Source organism: Actinoplanes sp. NPDC048988, assembly GCF_043197815.1.
Lineage (GTDB): Bacteria > Actinomycetota > Actinomycetes > Mycobacteriales > Micromonosporaceae > Actinoplanes.
The window spans coordinates 257,289-276,159 of record NZ_JBICTW010000013.1 but is presented as its reverse complement, the minus strand read 5'-3'; the positions used below and the strand labels follow the sequence as shown (position 1 = coordinate 276,159).

The 18,871-nt window shown below is 72.7% G+C and carries 16 protein-coding genes, 1 pseudogene and 1 riboswitch; of the genes and pseudogenes, 12 read left to right on the top strand and 5 right to left on the bottom strand.

What is annotated here, in order from left to right; translation table 11 throughout:
* Positions 1-3 precede the first annotated feature (3 nt).
* The 6 genes from ACGFJ7_RS33205 to surE all read left to right on the top strand — a co-directional run bounded on the left by ACGFJ7_RS33205 (position 4) and on the right by surE (position 5,542).
* The gene (locus tag ACGFJ7_RS33205; protein WP_360253678.1) at positions 4-684 is read left to right on the top strand and encodes an SDR family oxidoreductase; all 681 of its coding nucleotides are present in this window, start codon (positions 4-6) and stop codon (positions 682-684) included.
* Positions 681-1,589 carry a glycosyltransferase family 9 protein gene (locus ACGFJ7_RS33200; RefSeq protein WP_392645696.1) on the top strand — a complete coding sequence of 303 codons (909 nt, stop codon included), beginning with the start codon at positions 681-683 and terminating at the stop codon, positions 1,587-1,589. Before ACGFJ7_RS33205 ends, ACGFJ7_RS33200 begins: the two co-directional genes overlap by 4 nt.
* Positions 1,570-2,532 (top strand): DNA topoisomerase IB, encoded by a 963-nt coding sequence (locus ACGFJ7_RS33195; protein ID WP_392645695.1) that lies wholly within the window; start codon positions 1,570-1,572, stop codon positions 2,530-2,532. Before ACGFJ7_RS33200 ends, ACGFJ7_RS33195 begins: the two co-directional genes overlap by 20 nt.
* A gap of 127 nt (positions 2,533-2,659) precedes the next feature.
* Positions 2,660-2,956 carry a hypothetical protein gene (locus ACGFJ7_RS33190; RefSeq protein ID WP_360253672.1) on the top strand — a complete coding sequence of 99 codons (297 nt, stop codon included), beginning with the start codon at positions 2,660-2,662 and terminating at the stop codon, positions 2,954-2,956.
* 74 nt (positions 2,957-3,030) lie between these two features.
* Positions 3,031-4,698, top strand: coding sequence for a putative bifunctional diguanylate cyclase/phosphodiesterase (locus tag ACGFJ7_RS33185; protein ID WP_392645693.1), 1,668 nt, complete (start codon positions 3,031-3,033; stop codon positions 4,696-4,698).
* A gap of 28 nt (positions 4,699-4,726) precedes the next feature.
* Positions 4,727-5,542, top strand: a complete 816-nt coding sequence (gene surE / locus ACGFJ7_RS33180) for a 5'/3'-nucleotidase SurE (RefSeq protein WP_392645691.1) — start codon at positions 4,727-4,729, stop codon at positions 5,540-5,542.
* On the opposite strand, the gene ACGFJ7_RS33175 is transcribed toward surE, so the two are convergent.
* On the bottom strand, positions 5,499-6,077 hold the full coding sequence (locus ACGFJ7_RS33175; RefSeq protein ID WP_392645689.1) for a TetR/AcrR family transcriptional regulator: 579 nt from the start codon (positions 6,075-6,077) through the stop codon (positions 5,499-5,501). The two genes, surE and ACGFJ7_RS33175, sit on opposite strands and share 44 nt — an antisense overlap.
* A 114-nt stretch (positions 6,078-6,191) precedes the next feature.
* Here ACGFJ7_RS33175 and ACGFJ7_RS33170 point away from each other — a divergent pair.
* A pseudogene (locus tag ACGFJ7_RS33170) lies at positions 6,192-6,410 on the top strand (steroid 3-ketoacyl-CoA thiolase); the annotation flags it as partial.
* Positions 6,411-6,589: 179 nt separating this feature from the next.
* Positions 6,590-8,614 carry a prolyl oligopeptidase family serine peptidase gene (locus tag ACGFJ7_RS33165; protein WP_392645687.1) on the top strand — a complete coding sequence of 675 codons (2,025 nt, stop codon included), beginning with the start codon at positions 6,590-6,592 and terminating at the stop codon, positions 8,612-8,614.
* Here the strand turns inward: ACGFJ7_RS33165 and ACGFJ7_RS33160 are convergent.
* The gene (locus ACGFJ7_RS33160) at positions 8,571-9,728 is read right to left on the bottom strand and encodes an MFS transporter (RefSeq protein ID WP_392645685.1); all 1,158 of its coding nucleotides are present in this window, start codon (positions 9,726-9,728) and stop codon (positions 8,571-8,573) included. The genes ACGFJ7_RS33165 and ACGFJ7_RS33160 overlap by 44 nt on opposite strands.
* 74 nt (positions 9,729-9,802) lie before the next feature.
* On the opposite strand from ACGFJ7_RS33160, the gene ACGFJ7_RS33155 reads away from it, so the two are divergent.
* Complete coding sequence (locus ACGFJ7_RS33155) at positions 9,803-10,306, top strand: hypothetical protein (protein ID WP_392645683.1); 504 nt, start codon at positions 9,803-9,805, stop codon at positions 10,304-10,306.
* Here ACGFJ7_RS33155 and cydC read toward each other — a convergent pair.
* Genes cydC through ACGFJ7_RS33140 form a run of 3 tightly spaced genes read right to left on the bottom strand, consistent with a single transcriptional unit; the run spans position 10,243 to position 16,121 of the window.
* Positions 10,243-13,770: a thiol reductant ABC exporter subunit CydC gene (gene cydC, locus ACGFJ7_RS33150; protein ID WP_392645682.1), complete on the bottom strand. Its 3,528-nt coding sequence runs from the start codon at positions 13,768-13,770 to the stop codon at positions 10,243-10,245. The two genes, ACGFJ7_RS33155 and cydC, sit on opposite strands and share 64 nt — an antisense overlap.
* Positions 13,767-14,747 carry a cytochrome d ubiquinol oxidase subunit II gene (gene cydB, locus ACGFJ7_RS33145; protein ID WP_392645681.1) on the bottom strand — a complete coding sequence of 327 codons (981 nt, stop codon included), beginning with the start codon at positions 14,745-14,747 and terminating at the stop codon, positions 13,767-13,769. Before cydB ends, cydC begins: the two co-directional genes overlap by 4 nt.
* A 9-nt stretch (positions 14,748-14,756) precedes the next feature.
* Positions 14,757-16,121: a cytochrome ubiquinol oxidase subunit I gene (locus tag ACGFJ7_RS33140; protein ID WP_392645680.1), complete on the bottom strand. Its 1,365-nt coding sequence runs from the start codon at positions 16,119-16,121 to the stop codon at positions 14,757-14,759.
* Between the two features lie 86 nt (positions 16,122-16,207).
* Between ACGFJ7_RS33140 and ACGFJ7_RS33135 the strand changes: the two genes are divergently transcribed.
* The 3 genes from ACGFJ7_RS33135 to ACGFJ7_RS33125 all read left to right on the top strand — a co-directional run bounded on the left by ACGFJ7_RS33135 (position 16,208) and on the right by ACGFJ7_RS33125 (position 18,781).
* Entirely contained in the window at positions 16,208-16,555 is a 348-nt protein-coding gene (locus ACGFJ7_RS33135; protein ID WP_392645678.1) for a BlaI/MecI/CopY family transcriptional regulator, read from the top strand.
* A gap of 4 nt (positions 16,556-16,559) precedes the next feature.
* On the top strand, positions 16,560-17,510 hold the full coding sequence (locus ACGFJ7_RS33130; protein WP_392645676.1) for a M56 family metallopeptidase: 951 nt from the start codon (positions 16,560-16,562) through the stop codon (positions 17,508-17,510).
* Positions 17,511-17,632: 122 nt separating this feature from the next.
* Positions 17,633-17,770: riboswitch (cyclic di-AMP (ydaO/yuaA leader) on the top strand.
* Positions 17,771-17,785: 15 nt separating this feature from the next.
* Complete coding sequence (locus tag ACGFJ7_RS33125; RefSeq protein WP_360253649.1) at positions 17,786-18,781, top strand: NlpC/P60 family protein; 996 nt, start codon at positions 17,786-17,788, stop codon at positions 18,779-18,781.
* Positions 18,782-18,871 lie beyond the last annotated feature (90 nt).

Below are 18,871 nucleotides of genomic sequence, written 5' to 3'. Positions count from 1 at the left end.
CACATGGACGCCGTAATCGTCACGGGTGGATCGAGTGGGCTCGGCGCGGCGGTGGTCGACGCCGTGCTGAAGGCGGGCGGCCGCCCGTACGTCATCGACCGGCAGAAGCCCGCGGTGGACGTGCCGTGGATCGACTGCGACCTGGCCGACACCCGCGCCGCCGAGGCCGCCACCCGGCAGGCGATCGCCGAGGCCGGCGGGTCGCTCGACGGCGTGGTGACAGCGGCCGGGATGGACGTGCCGGGCGCCCTGGCCGACATCCCGGGCGAGGTCTGGGACCGGATCGTCACCATCGACCTGCTGTCCACGGCCGCCGTGATCCGGGCCGCGATCCCGGCGCTGAAGCAGTCGCACGGCGGCGTCGTCACCGTCTCGTCCACGCTGGGCGTCAAGGCGGTGAGCGACGCGACCGCGTACTGTGCCGCGAAGTTCGGCGTCGTCGGCTTCACCCGTGCCCTCTCGGCCGAACTGGCCGGGCAGGTGAACGTCACCCTGGTCATTCCGGGCGGCATGCGGACCAAGTTCTTCGACGAGCGCGACGAACAGTACAAGCCCGGCCCGGACGCGATCCTGAACGACCCGGCCAACGTCGCCAACGCGATCTTGTTCGCCCTGTCGCAGCCGGCCGGGTGCGCGGTGCGGGAACTGGTCATCGCCGCCGAGCAGGAGAGCTCGTACCCGTGATCCTCGCCCTGCGCGCCCTCGGCGTCGGCGACCTGGCGACCGCGGTGCCCGCCCTGCGCGGGCTCCGCGGCGCCTTCGGCGGGCGTCCGCTGGCGCTCGCCGCCCCCACCTGGCTGACCCCGTTGATCGAGCTGACCGGGGTGGTGGACGAGGTGATCCCGGCCGACGGCCTGGCCCCGTGGCGGTGGGAGCGCGACGCGCCCGAGGTCGCGGTCAACCTGCACGGCAGCGGCCCGGAATCGCACCGGCTGCTGCACATGACACAACCGGCCAAGCTGTGGGCGTTTGCCAGCGCCCCGGCCGGGCATCTCGACGGTCCCACCTGGAACGAGGAGGACCACGAGGTGCATCGCTGGTGCCGGCTGCTGCGCCACTACGGCGTGCCCGCCGACGAGACCGACCTGTCGCTCCGCGTGCCCGGCGCCGGCGTGGCCGGCGGCGCGACGATCATCCATCCGGGCGCGAAGTCGCCGTCCCGTCGCTGGCCGGCCGAGCGGTTCGCGGCGGTCGCGTCGGCGCTGACCGCGGCCGGTCACCGGGTGGTCGTCACCGGCTCCGAGTCCGAGCGTCCCCTGTGCGAACAGGTGGCGGAACGGGCCGGGCTCGGCGCGGCGGCGGTGCCGCGGACCGGGCTGGCCGAGCTGGCCGGGCTCGTGGCCAAAGCCCGGCTGCTGATCAGCGGCGACACCGGGATCGCGCATCTGGCGTCGGCCTACCGGACGCCGTCGGTGGTGCTGTTCGGGCCGATGTCGCCGAAACGCTGGGGGCCGCCCGACCGCCCGTACCACCGAAGCATCTGGCACGGTACGAGGAGCGAACCGGGCGACAGCATGAAACCGGGCGTGCATCCCGCCCTGCTCGCGGTGACACCGGCCGAGGTGCTCGATGCGGCTGCGGCGTTCTGACCTGAGCCGGCCCGGCTACGGGCGGCGGCGTGCGGGAAAGGGCTTCACGTACCTCGACACCGAGGGCGCGGTCCTGAAGGACGAGGACGAGATCGCGCGGATCAAGGCGCTGGTCATCCCGCCGGCCTGGAAGGACGTGTGGATCTCGCCGGACGCGCGCGGGCACATCCAGGCGACCGGGATCGACGCGGCCGGGCGCAAGCAGTACCGGTACCACGACGACTGGCGCACGGCCCGGGACGAGAAGAAGTTCGACCACGCGCTCGAGGTCGCGGCCCGGCTCCCGAAGATCAGGGACCGGCTGCGGTCCGACCTGACCGCGGGGCGCGGGCTGTGCCGGTCGCGGGTGCTGGCGACGATCGTGCGGCTGCTCGACATGAACATGTTCCGGATCGGGAGCGACCAGTACGCCGTACGGGAAGAGGATCCGTCCTTCGGGTTGTCCACCCTGAGGCCGGAGCACATCCGGACGAGCGGTGGCTGTGTGCTGATGGAGTTCACCGGCAAGTCGGGGGTCGAACACTCGGGCTCGGTGGACGACGGTGAAGTCTGCACGGTGCTGAAGGACCTCAAGCGCCGCCGCCGCGGTTCCGATCGCCTTTTCGCCTATTGGGAGGGCCGCAAGTGGCACGAGGTGCACGCTGACGAGATCAACGAGTACCTCCGCGAGATCAGTGGCGACCAGATGTCGGCGAAGGATTTCCGTACGTGGCACGGCACGGTCAAGGCGGCGGCCGAGCTGGCCGAGGTGGGGCCGCAGCCGACCGAGGCCAAGCGCAAGAAGGCCGTCTCGCACGCCATGAAGGAGGTGGCCGAGCTGCTGGGCAACACCCCCGCCGTGGCCCGCGCCTCCTACGTCGACCCGCGCGTGATCGAGGCCTACGAGGAGGGCGAGGTCGTCGACGCCCCCACCGAGGGCGAGGTCCGCAAGCTGCTCAGCTGAGCTTCGCCGTTTCCTCGGCGCCGGCCTCGGCCGTCCGGCGCAGGAAACCGGCGATGACCTCGAGCTGCTCCGGGCTGTAGGACCGGCAGATCTGCGGGGAAGAGCCTTCGGTGGGAGCATCGACGCTATGACCGTTATCGCCACGTTGACTGTGGAGCGGCCCGCCGGGGCGTGGCTCGACCGGGCCCGGGCCTTTCAGATCGTCGTCGACGGGGAGGTCAAGGGGGCCGTGCGCTGCGGGCGGGAGATCTCCCTGGCCCTGCCGCCGGGGACGCACACCGTGCGGGCACAGCTCGACTGGACCGGCAGTCCGGACTTTCCGGTCCATCTCGGACCGGGTGCGACCGTGCGGCTGCGGGTCGAGCCCCGTGGTGCTCGTCACGCCGTGGGGCGGAACTACCTGCGTCTGACCCGGGTGGCTTGATGAACTTTCGATGACCGTGTCGGAGTTCGGGCGCCGCCCGGCGTACGCTCGCCGTCGGGTTGGGGAGGGTGCCGATGACGGACGCGCCGGTGGTCGGCGATCTTGCCACGCCGGTGACGGTTGTCGACGCGGACGCCGAGGTCGGGGTGATCGAGGCGCTGCTGCGCGCCGACCCGGACTCCCTCGGTGTCGTCGCCTCCGACGCGGGGCGGCTGTACGTCCTCGAGCGGGCCTATCTCGAGACCGTCCTGGCCGGGCGGCTCGGCTACGGCCGTGCCCTGCTGTTCCGCCGCCGGGTGCGCCGGCTGCTCAAGGAGCCCGCCCTCGTCGTTCCCGCCGCCACCGCTCTGGACGACGCCGCCCGCGCCTGCCTGGCCCGGCCCGGCGCCGAGAAGGCCGGGCCGGTCGTCGTCGGCCTCCCGGACGGCGGCGTCGGCCTCGCCCCGGCCGGGCCGCTCATCGAGCATCTGAGCCGGCGCTACGAGACGCTGGCCCTGTACGACGCGCTCACCGGGCTCGGCAACCGCCGCCTGCTGGGCGAGGTCGCCGGCGCGCTGCTGGCCGCGCGGAAACCGATCGCGCTGCTGCTGATCGACCTCGACCGGTTCAAGGAGATCAACGACTCCCTCGGGCACGCCCGCGGCGACCAGCTGCTGCGTCAGGTGGCCGACGAGCTGAGCGCGTTCCCGGGGCACGCCGGCGCGTTCCGGCTCGGCGGCGACGAGTTCGTCCTGCTCCTCGACGATCTGGGGGACGGCTCCGGCACGTACCTGGAAGAAGTCGGCCGTCGTCTCCTGCGCGACATCCAGGGTCCCTTCCCGGTGGCCGGGGTGCCGATCACCGCCGAGGCGTCGCTGGGCATCGCGGCCGGCTGCCTCGACCTCGGTGACCTGCTGGCCGGCGCCGACTCCGCCATGTACGCGGCCAAGCGTCACCGCACGACCGTGGAGCACTGGCGTCCCGAGCTGGCCGCCGAGAGCGTCACCGACCTGCGGCTGCTGTCCGAGCTGCGCACGGCGATCGACCAGGGTCAGCTCGAGCTGCACTACCAGCCGCTGGTCGACGCCCGTACCGGCGCCGTCCGCTCGCTGGAGGCCCTGGTCCGCTGGCGTCATCCGCGGCAGGGGCTGCTGCTGCCGGGCCGGTTCGTGCCGGCCGCCGAACGTTCCGACGTCATCACCCCGCTGACCGACCGGATCCTCAGCGACGCGATCCGGCAGGCCGCCGGCTGGCACCGGGACGGCTGGCGGGTGCCGGTGGCGGTGAACCTGCCCGCGCCCGTGCTCGCCCAGGACCGGATCGTCGAGGTGATCGCGGGCCTGCTCGCCCAGCACGGCCTGCCCTCGCACGCGCTGATCGTCGAGGTCACCGAGAGCGCGGTGATGACCCGGCCCGAGCGCGGCGCCGAGCGGCTGCGCCTGATCCGCGAGCTCGGCGTCCGGGTCGCCATGGACGATTTCGGTACGGGATACACGTCGCTGGCGCTGCTGACCCGCTTGCCGCTCGACGAGCTGAAACTGGACCAGTCGTTCGTGCACCGGATCCACGACCCGCGCGACCGGGCCATCGTGGACGCGGTGGCCCGGATGGCCCGCGGCCTCGACCTGACGCTGGTGGCCGAGGGCGTCGAGGACCAGCCGACCGCCGACATCCTCGCCGAGGCCGGCTTCGACCTCTTGCAGGGCTACCACTTCGGCCGCCCGGTACCCCCGGAGAGGCTGGCCGCGGCCGCCGCCGCTTGACCCGCTCGCGGCTGGGTAGAAAACGGCCATGACGCCCCGGATCCTGGTCACCAACGACGACGGCGTCGAGGCGCCCGGCCTGCGCGCGCTGGCCCTGGCCGCCCGCGACGCCGGCTACGAGGTGGTGGTGGCCGCCCCGCGCGAGGAGGCCAGCGGGATGAGCGCGGCGCTGACCGCTGTCACCTCCGGCGGCCGGATCGTCCTGGAGAGACACGACTTTCAAGGGCTTGCGGTGTACGGGGTGACGGCCTCACCGGCGTACATCGTGGTCCTCGCCGATCTGGGGGTTTTCGGCGAACCGCCGGACCTGGTCCTGTCCGGCCCGAACCGGGGCGCGAACGCGGGCCGCGCCGTGCTGCACTCGGGCACGGTCGGCGCGGCCCTGACCGCGGCCAACGACCGGGTCCGCGCCATGGCGGTGTCGCTGGACGTGCTGAACCCGTCCGCCGTCGACGCCACGGCCAGCGGCGGCGCGACTGTGGTGGTGCCGGACGACTCGGTGCTGCACTGGGACACCGCCGCCCGCGTGGCGGCCGGCCTGCTCGCCTGGCTGTCCGCCGCGCCACCCGGCACGGTCCTCAACCTGAACGTGCCCGACCGCCCGTTCGACGAGGTCCGCGGCCTGCGGGAGGCGACGCTGGCGCCGTTCGGGCAGGCGCAGATGGCGCTGGCGGAGAACGGCGAGGGCTTCGTCCGTACGGCCGTCGAGAAGACCGGCGAGCCGCTGGTTCCCGGCTCGGACCTCGCGCTGCTGGCCGAGGGCTACGCGACGGTGACCGCGATCCGTCCCCCCAGCGAGGTCACCGGTGTCCGTCTGCCGGCGCAACGGCCGGCGTCGCGCTGAGTTCGCGAGCCCATGCGACGGCGACCGAGGGGTCGGGGCCGGTGCCGCTGTAGAGGCTGTCGATCAGCAGCCACAGGCGGTCGCCCAGCAGCGGTGCGGCCCCGGCGGCGGCGACCAGGTCGTCGACCTGCGCTCGGGTGTCGCGCAGGTAGCCGCGGGCGATTGCGGTCGCCTCGTCGCCGGCCTCGTCGTCCCGGGCGGGGAACTCGGCGAGATATCTGCGGAAGGCGCAGCCGCGGTACGCGTTCCCGCGTACCCACTGGGCCACCTCGCTCACCAGCGCGACCAGCCGCTCCCGAGGCTCGCCCGTCAGGGCGGCCGAGGTCGCCGCCTCGCGCTCCTCACGCGCTCGCACGAGATAGGCCGCCACCAGCGCCGATTTGCCGGGGAAGTGGCGGTAGAGCATGTTTTTCCCGCAACCGGCCGCCTGAATCACCTCGGCCAGGCCGACCGCGCGCACCCCGCGCACATAGAAGAGCTCGGCCGCCACCGCCAAGATCCGTTGACGCCCCGAGGGGTCTTCCGTCCGTGCCATCAGTGACGAGCTTATCCACACCGATGTGCTCCGGGCGCTGCTCGAACGCGCCGACGGCCTCGACCCGGCCGGCCTCGACGACGTCATCGGCGGGAGCAGCGGTTCGGCGCCATCGACTGGAAGGTCACCGCCGGCAACTCCAGCCCCGTCAACGACGGCGCCGCCGCCCTCCTGCTGACCGGCATCATCCCCGCCACCGCGAAGGTCCTGGCCCGGGCCGGCCTGACGATGAAGGACATCGACGCGTACGAGGTGAACGAGGCCTTCGCCCCGGTCGTGCTGGCCGGGCAGGCCGAAACCGGCGCCGACCCGGCAAAGGTCAATGTGGACGGAGTGCCTGGATTGGCGCATTCGCGCACTCGCTGTTGCCCGTTCCGCTTCGCGGCCCGGACTGCGCTAAATGGACTCGGCGCGACGAAAGGGTCAACCGGGCGGGCGCGATGATGGCGGCCGATCGGTAGTGGTCGTGTCGGGGCGCGCGCCCACGGGTGTGGTGCGGTAAGACTGGCGGCATGCTTGTCTCTTTTCCGCGGCTGGTGGGGCGGACGCAAGGGTTCGGCCTCGGGCGGCCGCGGCGGTTCACCATCGGGCCCGACGGGAAGCGGGTGCTCTTTCTGCGCAGCCTCGGCGGGGAGGATCCGGTGCTGCGGCTGTGGAGCCTCGAGCTCGACGGCGAGCGGGAGCTGCTTCTCGCCGATCCGGTCGCGCCGGCCGGGCAGGCTCCGTCGGCGCGGGAGCGGGCGCGGCGGGAGCGGGCCCGGGACCGGTCGGCGGGGATCTCGGACTACAGCGCCGATCGGGCCGTACGGCGGGTGGCGTTCACCGCGGATCAGAAACTGTTCGTGGTGGACGTGGAAACCGGCGCGGTCACGGCGTTGCCGGCGCGGGCGCCGGTGGAGGACGCGACGATCAGCCCGGACGGTACGGCGGTGGCGTACGTGCACGAGGGCGAGCTGCGGCTCGTCGGCACCGACGGTGCCGGGGACCACTCGGTGGCGACGCCGGAGAAGGCCGAGGTGACGTACGGGCTGGCCGAACACGTGGCCGGCGAGTCGATGGAGCGGACGCGCGGCTTCTGGTGGGCGCCGGACAGCGGCCGGCTCGCCGTGGCGCGGGTCGACAACGAGCCGGTCGAGGTCTGGTATCTGAGCGACCCCAGCCATCCGCGGGAACCGCCGACCGCGCACCGCTATCCGCGCGCCGGCACCGACAACGCCGTGGTGACGCTGCACGTCTACGACACGTCGGGCGGCCGTACGGACGTCACCGCCGAGTACGAATACCTCGTCGACGTCGTCTGGGACGAGCACGGGCTGCTCGCGGTCACCCAGAACAGGCCGCAGACCGTCATGCGCGTGCTCGAGGTCGACCCGGCGACCGGCGCCACCAGCACGATCGCCGAGGAGCAGGACGACGCCTGGACGCAGATCGTGCCGGGGGTGCCCCGGCGCACGGCCGCCGGGGAACTGGTCTGGACCTCCGACCGCGACGACACCCGGCACCTGACCGTCGCCGGTGAACCGGTCACGCCGCCGGGGCTGCAGGTGGCCGAGCTGCTGTCCGTCGACGGGGACACGCTGCTGTTCGCCGCGACCGAGGAGCCCACCGAGCAACACCTCTGGACCTGGTCCCGGGCCGGCGGTCTCGACCAGATCACCGCGGGCAAGGGCGTGCACACCGGCTGCCGGTCCGGCGGCAGCACGGTGATCCGGTCGTACCGGCTCGACGGGGAGGACACCCGCTTCGGCCCCCGGACCATCACCGATCTGGCGGCGAGCTCACCCGTCGTACCCAAAGTGTCTCTGCTCCGCTGCGGAAAGCGTGAGTTGCGGACGGCCGTCCTGTTCCCCGCCGTGTGGCAGCGCGGTGAGCGGCTGCCGGTCCTGATGGACCCGTACGGCGGCACGGCCATGCAGCGCGCCGTCGCCCACCGGGGCAGCTTCTACGTCTCGCAGTGGTTCGCCGACCAGGGGTTCGCGGTGATCGTCGCCGACGGCCGGGGCACGCCGGGGCGCGGGCCGCGCTGGGAGAAGGAGGCCCACGGCGACAACTCCGGCAAGCTGGTCGAGGACCAGGTCGACGCGCTGCACACGGTGGCCGCGCTCTACCCGGAACTCGACCTCGGGCGGGTCGGCATCCGCGGCTGGTCGGCCGGCGGCACCCTGGCCGCGCTGGCCGTGCTGCGCCGGCCGGACGTCTTCCACGCGGCGGTCGCGGGGGCGCCGGTCACCGACGAGTTCCTGTACGACACCCACTGGCAGGAGCGGTACCTGGGCGACCCGCGGGTCGACCCCGGCCCGTACACAAGCGCCTCGGTCCTGACCGACGCGGCGAAACTCGAACGGCCGCTGATGCTGATCCACGGCCTGGCCGACGACAACGTCTACCCGGTGCACACGATGCGCTTCTCCGCGGCGCTGCTGGCCGCCGGGAAGCCGCACACCGTGCTTCCGCTTCCCGGCGCCGGCCACATGGCGTCCGGCGCCGACCTGCTCACACCGCAACTGCGCTTCTTGCAGGAGGCACTGCGACGCTGACCAGCACGCCGGTGGCCAGCGCCACGACCGCGTTGACGGTGATCGCCCACGTGGTGCCGCCCTGGGCGAGCACCGCGGCCATGACGGGCGTGCCGACGGTGATGCCGATCTGCTGGCTCATCGTGGCCAGCCCGGTCGCCAGCCCCTGATCGGCGGCGGGCAGCGCGTTCGTCACGGTCACCAGGAACGCGACGATCGCGACCAGGTTCGCGACGCCGCCGGCGAAGGTGAGCGCCAGCAGCCACGACCGGCCGGGGCCGAGCAGCACCAGAGGCAGGGTGGCGGCCGCCTGCACGAGAAGGCCGCCGGTGAGCGCGCCGCGCGCCCCGAACCGGGCGATGAGGCGCGGGGCGACAACGCCGCCCAGGACGGTGCCCGCGCCGAGCACGGCGAACGTCAGCCCGGCCCGCAACGGCGAATACCCGAGCACATCCTGCAGGTAGAGCGTCAGCACGAAGACCAGGGACGTCTCGGTCGCGAAGGCCAGCAGGCCGGCCAGGTTCCCCCAGCCGGCACCCCGCGACCGCAGCACCCGCACGGGCACGAGCGGTTCCGCCACGCGCCTTTCGATCAACCAGAAAACGCCGAGGAGGAGTACGCCGACGAGCACCCACCCGTACACGAGCGCGAGCAGCCCGCCGGTGACGGCGACGGCGCCCGGCACGTCGACGCGGCGGCGCCGCTCACGGCGTACATCCGCATCAAGCAGGACCGGCGCGGTCGCCAGGACCACCGCGGCGACCGCGACGTTCAGGAAGAAAGCCCACCGCCAGCTCAGCAGCCCGGTGAGAACGCCGCCCAGCACGGCGCCGGTGGTGAAACCGGCGGCCATCAGCGCGCCGTTGAGGCCGAGCGCCTTGTCCCGCGCCGGGCCGGCCGGGAAGAGCGTGGTCAGCAGCGCGAGCGCGGCCGGGGTGACGGCGGCGGTGGCCAGACCCTGCACGGCCCGGGCGGCGAGCAGCACCTCGGCCGACTGGGCGAGCCCGCCGGCGAGCGACGAGACGCCGAGGGCGGCCATGCCGATCAGGAACATCCGCCGCCGCCCGACCAGATCGGCGACCCGGCCGAACAGCAGGGTGAACCCGGCCGCGCCGAGCGCGAACACCGTCGTCACCCACTGAAGGTCACCGGCAACGCGCCCGCCTCACCCCGTCCGAGGCCGGGCTGATCTCGTACGGGGCCAGACGGGTGCCCGGGCTCAGACGGGAGGAACTGGCCCAGCTGGCCGGCGTGCCGGCCGTCCTGCTCGACCGCCGCACATCCGTCCTGGCCTGGAACCCGCTGGGCCGTGCCCTGCTGGCCTTCCACGAGCCGGCGCCCGCGGTGAACCTGGCGCGGCTGCTCTTTCTCGACCCGCGCTCCCGTGACCTGTACCGCGACTGGCACACCGAGGCGTGCCGGGCCGTCGCCTCCCTCCGCCTGGTCGCCGGCCGCAACTCCGGCGACCGCGCCCTGGCCGAGCTGATCGGCGACCTCTGCATCCGCAGCGCCGACTTCGCCGGCATCTGGGCCCACCACCCGATCGCCGAGTGCGTGACCGGCCGCAAGTTCCTGCACCACCCCCTGGTCGGCGACCTGGACCTGGACTTCGAGGTCCTGCAGTCGGCCGACGGCCAGCGCCTGATCACCTACATGGCCGCCCCCGAAAGCTCCACCGCCGCCGCACTGCGCCGCCTGGCCGCGGCCGCCTGATCCGCCAGCCGGCCGTTCTCCAGCGTCATCACCCGGTCGACCCGGTCGAGCCCTTCGGTGCGGTGGGTGAGCACCAGCACGGTCCGCCCCCGCCCGGCGTCGAGCAGGTCGGCCATCACGGCCTCGGCCACGTCGACATCCAGCCCTTCGGTGGGCTCGTCCAGGATCAGCAGCCCCGGCTCGGCCAGCAGCGCCCGCGCCGTGGCGAACCGCCGCACCTGCCCACCCGACATGGTGCTGCCCCCACTGCCGAGCCAGGTGTCGAGCCCGTCGGCCAGCCCGTCGAGCCACGCCCCGAGCCGAACCCGCTCGAGAACGGCCCGCAGCTCCTCATCAGTGGCGCCGGGCTTGGCCAGCCGCAGATTCTCCCGAACGCTGGACGCGAACACATGGTCGGTCTCATCCCCGACGAGCACGATCCGCCCCCGCACGTCCGCTTCCGCCAGCTCCCGCAGATCACCGCCGCCCTCGAGAGCGATCACCCCCGCCCGCGGATCGAGAAGCCGCCCCACAACCGCCGCCAGCGTCGACTTCCCCGACCCGGACCGCCCGAGCACGGCAACCTTCGCCCCGGCCGCCAGTTCGAGATCGAGCCCATCGAGCACAGCTTCCCGCTCCGGATCCCACCCGGCCACAATCCCTTGCAGCCGTACGCCGAACGCCCCGCCCCCCAGCGGCCCAGTCTCGGCACCCCGGGCGTCGCGCCCGGGGAACGTGGCCGCGGGCGGTTCAGCCACCAGCGCGGCAAGCCGTCCCTCAGCGCCGGCAGCGCGACGGCGCGCCACGGCGGCGTCGGGCAGGGTCATGACCTGTTCGCCAAGGACGACCATGCCCAGCAGAAGGACTGCGGCCCACTCGTGGCTGAGACCCCCGAGCGCGAACGCGGTGCCCACCACCGCGACACCCCACCCGAGATGCCCAAGCGCGGCCGCCCACCCAGCGGCACGCGCCGCCTGCTCCTCAAGCCGCGCAAGCTCCCGGCTGCGCCGCTCGGGAACGCCGTACGATCCGGTCAGTTCCTCGACTCCCTCCACGGTCTCCACCACCGCGTCGCGAAGCCGGGCCCGGGCCTCCCCGGTGGCCGCTTCGCTGCGGGCGGCCTGCCGGGCCGCCACCATCGGCGCCACGACATCGGCGATCACCAGCCCGGCCGCGAGCGGCACCGCGACGCCCGGCGACAGAAGCAGCGCCGCCAGCGACGCGACAGCGATCGTCACCGCGGCCGCCCAGGCCGGCAGGCGCCCCCGGAGCAGCCCGTCGACCCGAGCGTCCACGTCGTCGACAACCTTGGTGAGCAGATCCCCACGCCGCCGAAGCCGCGCCCCGGGAACCCGCGGAACCAGCGCCGCGTACACCCGAGACCGCCACACCCCAAGCCGAGCGAACGCGACATCATGCGCGACAAGCCGCTCAAGATACCGAAGAAGCGGCCGGGCAACCGCACTCCCGCGCACCAGCACCACAGCCGTCGAAAGCGACAACACCGGCGGCAACGACGAGGCCCGCACCAGCAGCCAGGCCGCCGCCCCGGTAAGCACGATCCCGGCCAGCGAAGACCCACTCCCGAGCACAACGGCCACCCACGACCGCCGCCAAACCGCCCAGCCCTCCCGTGGCGCGCCGTCGACCCCAACCAGCGGCGCGCCGTCGACCCCAACTCGCGGCGCGCCGTCGGCCCCAACTCGCGCCGCGCCGTCGGCCCCGGCCCCGGGCGAGCCACTGAGCGGGGACCGTGGCGAGTCGCCGGCGCCTGACTGTGGCGCGCCGTCGGCCCCGGGCTCCGGCGAGCCATTTGCTCCGGACTGCGGCGGTCTGCTGCTCTCGGTGAGAGCCGGGGAGTCTGTGACTGGGGGCGTCACGGTGGTGATGCGGTCGGCGGCGGCTAGCAGGGCCGGGCGGTGGGCTACCACGAGGACGGCGCTGCCTCGGTGGGCGGCGGTGCGGAGCTGTTCGATGACCAGTTGTTCGGTGGTGGTGTCGAGGTGGGCGGTGGGCTCGTCGAGGAGCAGCGTGACCGGCTCCGCGCCGGCGCGGAGCAGCAGGGCGGCCAGTGCCAGCCGGTGCCGCTGGCCGGCCGAGACGCCCGCGCCCCGCTCGCCCAGGGCGGTGGCCGGGGACAGGTCCAGGCCCACCGTCCGGAGGGCGCCGGTGATGTCGGCAGCGGGGGTGCCGGCCGGGAACAGGTCGGCCACCGTGCGGGCGTGCGGCAGCGTCACGCGTTGCGGAAGGTAGAGCGCGTTGTCCGCGACCGCCACCCCCGCGTGGGGTGTCTGCAGGCCGGCGAGCACTCGCAGGGCCGTCGTCTTGCCCGCACCCGATGGGCCCCGCAGCGCGACGATCTCGCCCGCGCGGACGGTCAGCTCGTCCAGTGTCAGCGCGTCCCGGGTCGCGCCGGGGTAGCGGACCCGCAAGCCGAAAGCGCCCACGCCGGGGGAGTGCGGTTTCGGCGCGTGTGGCGGCGTGGGGCTGTCCGTGGTGGACGTCAGGATCTCGTCGACGTCGGTGATGACGGCTGTGGCGTCGGTGGCGGCGTGGTACTTGGCGGCCATCTCGCGCAGCGGGCGGTACGCCTCGGGGGCCAGCAGGATGACCAGCAGGGCCGGGCCCAGGGGCAGGTTGCCGGCGGCGACGCGGAGGCCGGCCTCGACGGCGATCAGGCCGACCGAGAGGGTGCCGACCAGGTCGAGGGCCGTCGAGGAGAGGAAGGCGACTCGGAGGACGCGCAGGGTGGCCGAGCGGTGCTTGTCGGTGAGGTCGGCGACCACGGCGGTCTGGCGTTCGGCGCGGCCGAAGACGCGCAGGGCCGGTAGGCCGCGCACCACGTCGAGGAAGTGGCCGGCCAGGCGGGCGTCGGCCTGCCAGCGCTGGCGGGCGCGGGCCTGGGTGGCCCAGCCGATCAGGGCGCCCAGGACGGGGATCAGGGGGAGGGTGACCAGGGCGACGATCGCCGACGCGGGGTCGACCAGGGCCATGGTGACGATGACCAGCGGGGGCAGCGCGACGCCGAGGACCAGGGACGGCAGGTAGCCGCTGAACCACGGGCGCAGCGCGTCGAGGCCGGTGCTCAGCACCGCGGTGAGCCGGCCCGCGCCGAACGACGCCACCCAGGCCGGGCCGCGGCGCAGGACCGCGGTGAGCATCGAGCGGCGCAGTTCGTCGGTGACCCGGGCGGCGGTTCGCTGGGCCACCACCTGCTCGCCCCAGGAGAAGGCGGCCCGGGCGGCGAACGCGCCGGCCAGCAGGCCGGTGGCCCACCGGTGGTCGCCCGCCACCAGCAGGGTGAGCGCCACGGCGACGGCCAGCGTCGCCGCGGCCTGGCCGGCGCCGAGCAGCGCGAGCAGGGCGATGCCGGCCCGGCTGGTGCGGGCGTGACGCACCAGCCGGGGGTCCAGCGGGCCGCGGGCTGACGCGGACCGCTTCGGCGCGGCGGGAACAAGAACGGGAGGCTGTGGGGCGGTGGTCATGAGGGAACCCGTTCGCTGGCGACTCGGCGGCGGAAGACCACATAGGAGAAGGCCTGGTATGCGAGGACGCCCGGCAGGATGAGCACACCGGCCCAGGTGATCAGCTCCAGGGCCTGCGGGGTGGCGGCGGCCGCGTCCCGGGTCAGGGACCACTGCGGGTCGAGGGTGCTGCGCAGCACGACGTCGCCGTGGGTGGTGAAGACGGCGACCACGGCACCGGCCACCGACAGCGCGGTGGTGGTGAAGGCCAGGGCCTCGCGGCCGGAGCGGGCCAGCATGCCGGCGAGCAGGCTGAGGGCCGCGGCGGCCAGGGCCAGGCGGGACCCCGTACCGAAACCGGCGACGAGAAGCGCGACCGCGCCGCCCGTGCCCAGCCACCGGGCCAGCGTGCGCGCCCGATGGCGCACCGGGCCGCTGGTGCGCAGGCCGAGGAAGGTGGCGCCCAGCATCAGCGCCGCGAACAGGGCGGCCAGTGCGCCGAGCCCGGCCTCGGGCGACCAGATCGGGCCGAGGGTGCGGGAGAGGCCGCCGCCCGTGACCGAGCCGTCGGCGCCGAGGGCCAGGCCCCTGACGAACGTGGCCAGCAGCGCGCCCCACACCAGCACGATGCCGAGCGAGCTGAGCGCCAGCGCGATGTCGGCCCGAAGGCGGTACGCCGGTCCGTCGCCCTTGCCGCGGAACTCGAGGGCGACGCCGCGGACCGCGAGCAGGAGCAACAGGACGACCATCGGCAGGTAGAGGCCGGAGAGCAGGGCCGAGTACCAGGCGGGGAACGCGGCGAACGTGACACCGATCGCCGCGACCAGCCAGACCTCGTTGCCGTCCCAGAACGGGCCGATCGTGCGGACCGCGGCGCCGCGCTCGTGGTCGTCGCGGCCGAGCAGCGGGCCGAGCAGGCCCACGCCGAAGTCGAAGCCCTCCAGCACGAAGAAGAGCACCCAGGCGAGCACGACGACGGCGAACCAGAAGGTGATCATGTCAGTCCCTCAGTAGACGGGTGCGGGTTCGGCGGTCTCGGCGACGGCGGCCGGTTCGGCGGCGAGGGGCTGCCGCGCGAGGTGGCGTACCAGGCGGAACCAGACGACCGCGAGGATCCCGTAGACGACGGTGAACCCGGCCAGCGAGGCGATCACCTCCGAGCTGGTCAGCCCGGGGGAGATGCCGTCGGCGACCTTCGAGATGCCGAAGGCGATCCACGGCTGCCGCGCGGTCTCGGTGAAGATCCAGCCGAAGGTGTTGGCGACGGCGGGCAGGATCGGGATCAACGGCAGCCATCGGGTCAGCCAGCGTGGGGCGTCGCGGTGCTTGCGGGTACGCCACAGGTAGAACGCGGCCACGGCCGCGGCCAGCATGCCGGCGCCGATCATCACGCGGAACGACCAGAACGCCACCGGGATCATGGGCACGTACGAGCCGGGGCCGTACTGGGCCGCGTACTGGGCCTGAAGGTCGTTGATGCCCTGCACCGTCGCGTTCGGGTTGCCCTTGGCCAGGATGGAGAGCAGCCAGGGGATGTCGAGCGAGAAGTTCGGGAACGGCGAGCCCAGCGTGAAGATCGAGAACGGCGCGCCCTTGGTGGTCTCGTACAGCGCCTCGGCCGCGGCCATCTTCATCGGCTGCACCTCGGTCATGACCTTGCCGAGGTGGTCGCCGGTCAGCGCGGTCAGCGCCCCGCCGGCCAGCGTCATCCAGGCGCCGAGGCGAGCCATGATCCGGAATGTGCCGTCGGCCGCGAGCCGCCAGACGCCCAGGGCCAGCAGCAGCGCCCCGCCCACCATGATCGCGCCGGCCAGGGTGTGCGGGAAGGCGGCCAGGTTGACCTTGTTGAGCAGCAGGTCGGTGAACGATGTCAGACGCGCCCGCCCGGTCACCGGGTCCAGCGCGTACGCCACCGGGTGTTGCATGAAGGAGTTGGCGGCCAGAATGATGAACGCCGACAGCACGGTGCCGATCGCGACGATGACGATGGTGGCCGTGTGCACGAGGCGGGGCAGGCGGTCCCACCCGAAATACCAGAGCGCGAGGAACGTCGCCTCCAGGAAGAACGCGAGCATCCCCTCGATGGCCAGGGTCGGCCCGAAGACGTCGCCGTAGAACTTGGCGAAGCTGCTCCAGCCCAGGCCGAACTGGAATTCCTGCACGAGGCCGGTGACCACGCCGACCGCGAACGTGACGATCAGGATCTTGCCGACGAACTTGGTGAGATGCAGATAGTCCTCGCGCTTGGTGCGCAGCCAGGCGATCTGCAGGCCGGCGGCGGCCGCGGCCAGGCTGATCGACAGCGGCACGAAGAAGTAGTGATAGATCGTCACCACCGCGAACTGGAGCCGGGTCAGGTCCAGTACGTCCATGGGAATGCCCCCTCTACGACGTCTCGTAGTAGATACTACGTCGCGTAGTACGACACTGCGCAGTAGGCCTGTGTAAGATGGCATACATGGCTCTCGGGGACCTGGAACGCGAGGTCATGCGGCAGTTGTGGGACGCGGGTGAGCCGCTCACCGTGCGGCAGGTGCACGAGCGCCTCCAGCGGGAGCGCGACCTCGCCTACACGACCGTGATGACCGTGCTCAACCGTCTGACGAAAAAGCGCGTCGTCGTTCAGCAGAACGACGACCGGGCCTACAAGTACGCGCCCGCGCAGTCCCGCGAGGAGATGACGGCCGGCCTCATGCTCGACGCGCTCACCGCCAGCGGCGACCAGGACGCCGCGCTGGCCTATTTCATGGGTCAGTTGTCACCCGATGCCCTCAAGGCGGCAATCGAAGCAGTCACGAAGAAATGACGGCTTGCCGGTCTCGGTCCGGGCGGTGGGTGGGGCGGTCGGCGGGGTGACGGCGCTTCTGCTCGGCGCGCTCGGCCTGACCCTGTCGCTGGTCGTCCCGGGTGCGCTGGCCCGCGCGCGCTGGCCCGACCGGGCCCCGGTGGCGGCCGTCCTGCTCTGGCAGTCGATCACCCTGAGCGCCGTGCTGTCCGCCCTCGGCGTGGTCCTCTCGGCGCCGTACGAGGTGACCCGGGCCGCCGGCTCCGGCAAGCCGGTCGCCGCCACCGCGCTGATCGGCGCCCTGGTCGTGGCCGGCGTCATCATCCTGCGGCTCATCGTCTCGCTGGTCCGGGTCACCCGGCGCTCGCGGGTGCGCCGGGCCCGCCACCGCGAGCTCGTCGACCTGCTCGACCGGGCCGAACAGCATCGCGAGCTGGGCCCCGACAACCTGCGCGTGCTCGACGGGGCGCTGCCGCTGGCGTACTGCGTGCCCGGCCGCGAGCCGCGGGTCGTGCTGAGCAACGGCGTGCTCCAGGTGCTCGACCGGGAACAGGTCGACGCGGTCCTCGCCCACGAGCAGACCCATCTGCGCCACCGGCACGAGGTGGTGATGGAGTCGTTCACCGCCTTCTACCGCGCCGTGCCGCAGCCGTTGCGCAGCCGGGCGCCCCTCGACGCCGTACATCTGCTGCTGGAAATGATCTCGGACGACGTGGCCCGGCGGAAGGCCGGCGCCGAGCCGTTGCGGGCCGCCCTCGAGCGGTTGACCGACGCCGTCCCCCTGGCGGAGGACGCGCGGGCCGACCCGACGGGTGACGCGAGGCGCCGGAGGCTGGCCCGGCTGGCCAAGCCGCACACCGTGTCCGTCGGCCTGAACGTGGCCGCCGCGCTCGCCGCCGCTGGTCTGCTGGTATTACCCACCGTGATTCTCGTGGTGCCCTGGCTTGACCGTGCGCTGGACCACTGGCCCCTCTAGTTACTCTGTGTATGCCTTTCGGAGCAAACAGTTTCCCGTACGCGGCGGCTTCAGTTCTCCACATGATCCGGAGTACGGTGGTCCCCGGTTCGGCAGCCCCCCATCGTCCACCCGGCCGATCTGACGGACCACCGCCTAATCGTCGTGTGGGCGAACCGGGGACCCGAGTGGTTGGGGTGAAGCCGCGATGCCTCGCGGCCGGACGCGTCTTCCCGTCCGAACCCGTCAGCTAACCCGGTCGGCGGCTCGAGGGAAGAAAGGACGTCACACCCAACGTGAAACGGATTGGGGCGCGCGGCCGCGCCGCAGTTCTGCGTGGACTCGTCTGCGCACTCGCGACGGTCGGGGTCGTTGTCACCGGACCAGCCGTCGCGCACGCCACACCCTCGCCCTCCACGGTCGAGGCCCAGATCGACAAGCAGTGGAACGACCTCGAGCCGGTCATCGAGCAGTACAACGACGTGCACAACCAGCTGCTCAAGAACCGCGCTCAGCAGAAGAAGCTCGCCGCCCAGCTCAACCCGCTCCAGGTGCAGGTCGACCTGGCGATGGCCCAGGTGCAAGGCCTGGCCGTCGACGCGTACAAGCAGGGTGCGCCGAACGCCCTCGATGCCATGATCATCAGTGGCTCGCCGACCGGGCTGACCGACAAGCTGACCTATCTCGATCAGCTGGCTCGTCATCAGCAGGAGCAGATCAAGGGCGTGGCGGCGCTGCGCGACAAGCTCACCGCCACCAAGTCCGACCTGGATATCGTGACCAAGTCCGTCGCCGCGCGCGACAAGGACCTGTCCACCCGCAAGAAGGCGATCGAAACCAAGATCACCGCGCTGCAGAAACTGCGGATCCAGGCGTACGGCTCGGCGGACGCCTCGGACGGGCCCCTGCGGTTGGGCGCCTGTCCGGTCACGTACACCAATGACAAGGGCGGGCGTGCGGCTCAGCGCGCGTGCGACCTGATCGGCAAGCCGTACGTCTTCGGGTCGGCAGGACCGAACACGTACGACTGCTCCGGTCTGACCCAGGAGGCCTGGGGCAGCGTCGGTGTCCACCTCGACCACTACACGAAAGACCAGTGGAACGAGGGCAAGGCGGTGTCGCGGGACGAGTTGCAACCGGGTGACCTGGTCTTCTTCTTCCCCGGAAGCCTCCATCACGTCGGCCTCTACATCGGCGGCGGCAAGATGGTCCACGCTCCGCACACGGGTGACCACGTGCGGATGGCGGAGATCGACCGGATGCCCATCGCGGGCTTCCGGCGGCCAGGCTGATTGCTGATTTCGTCCGGAACGAGGCCGTCGGGGCATATGTCCCGGCGGCCTCGTCTTTTGATGATGGCCACACGCTCACCCGAGGCAACC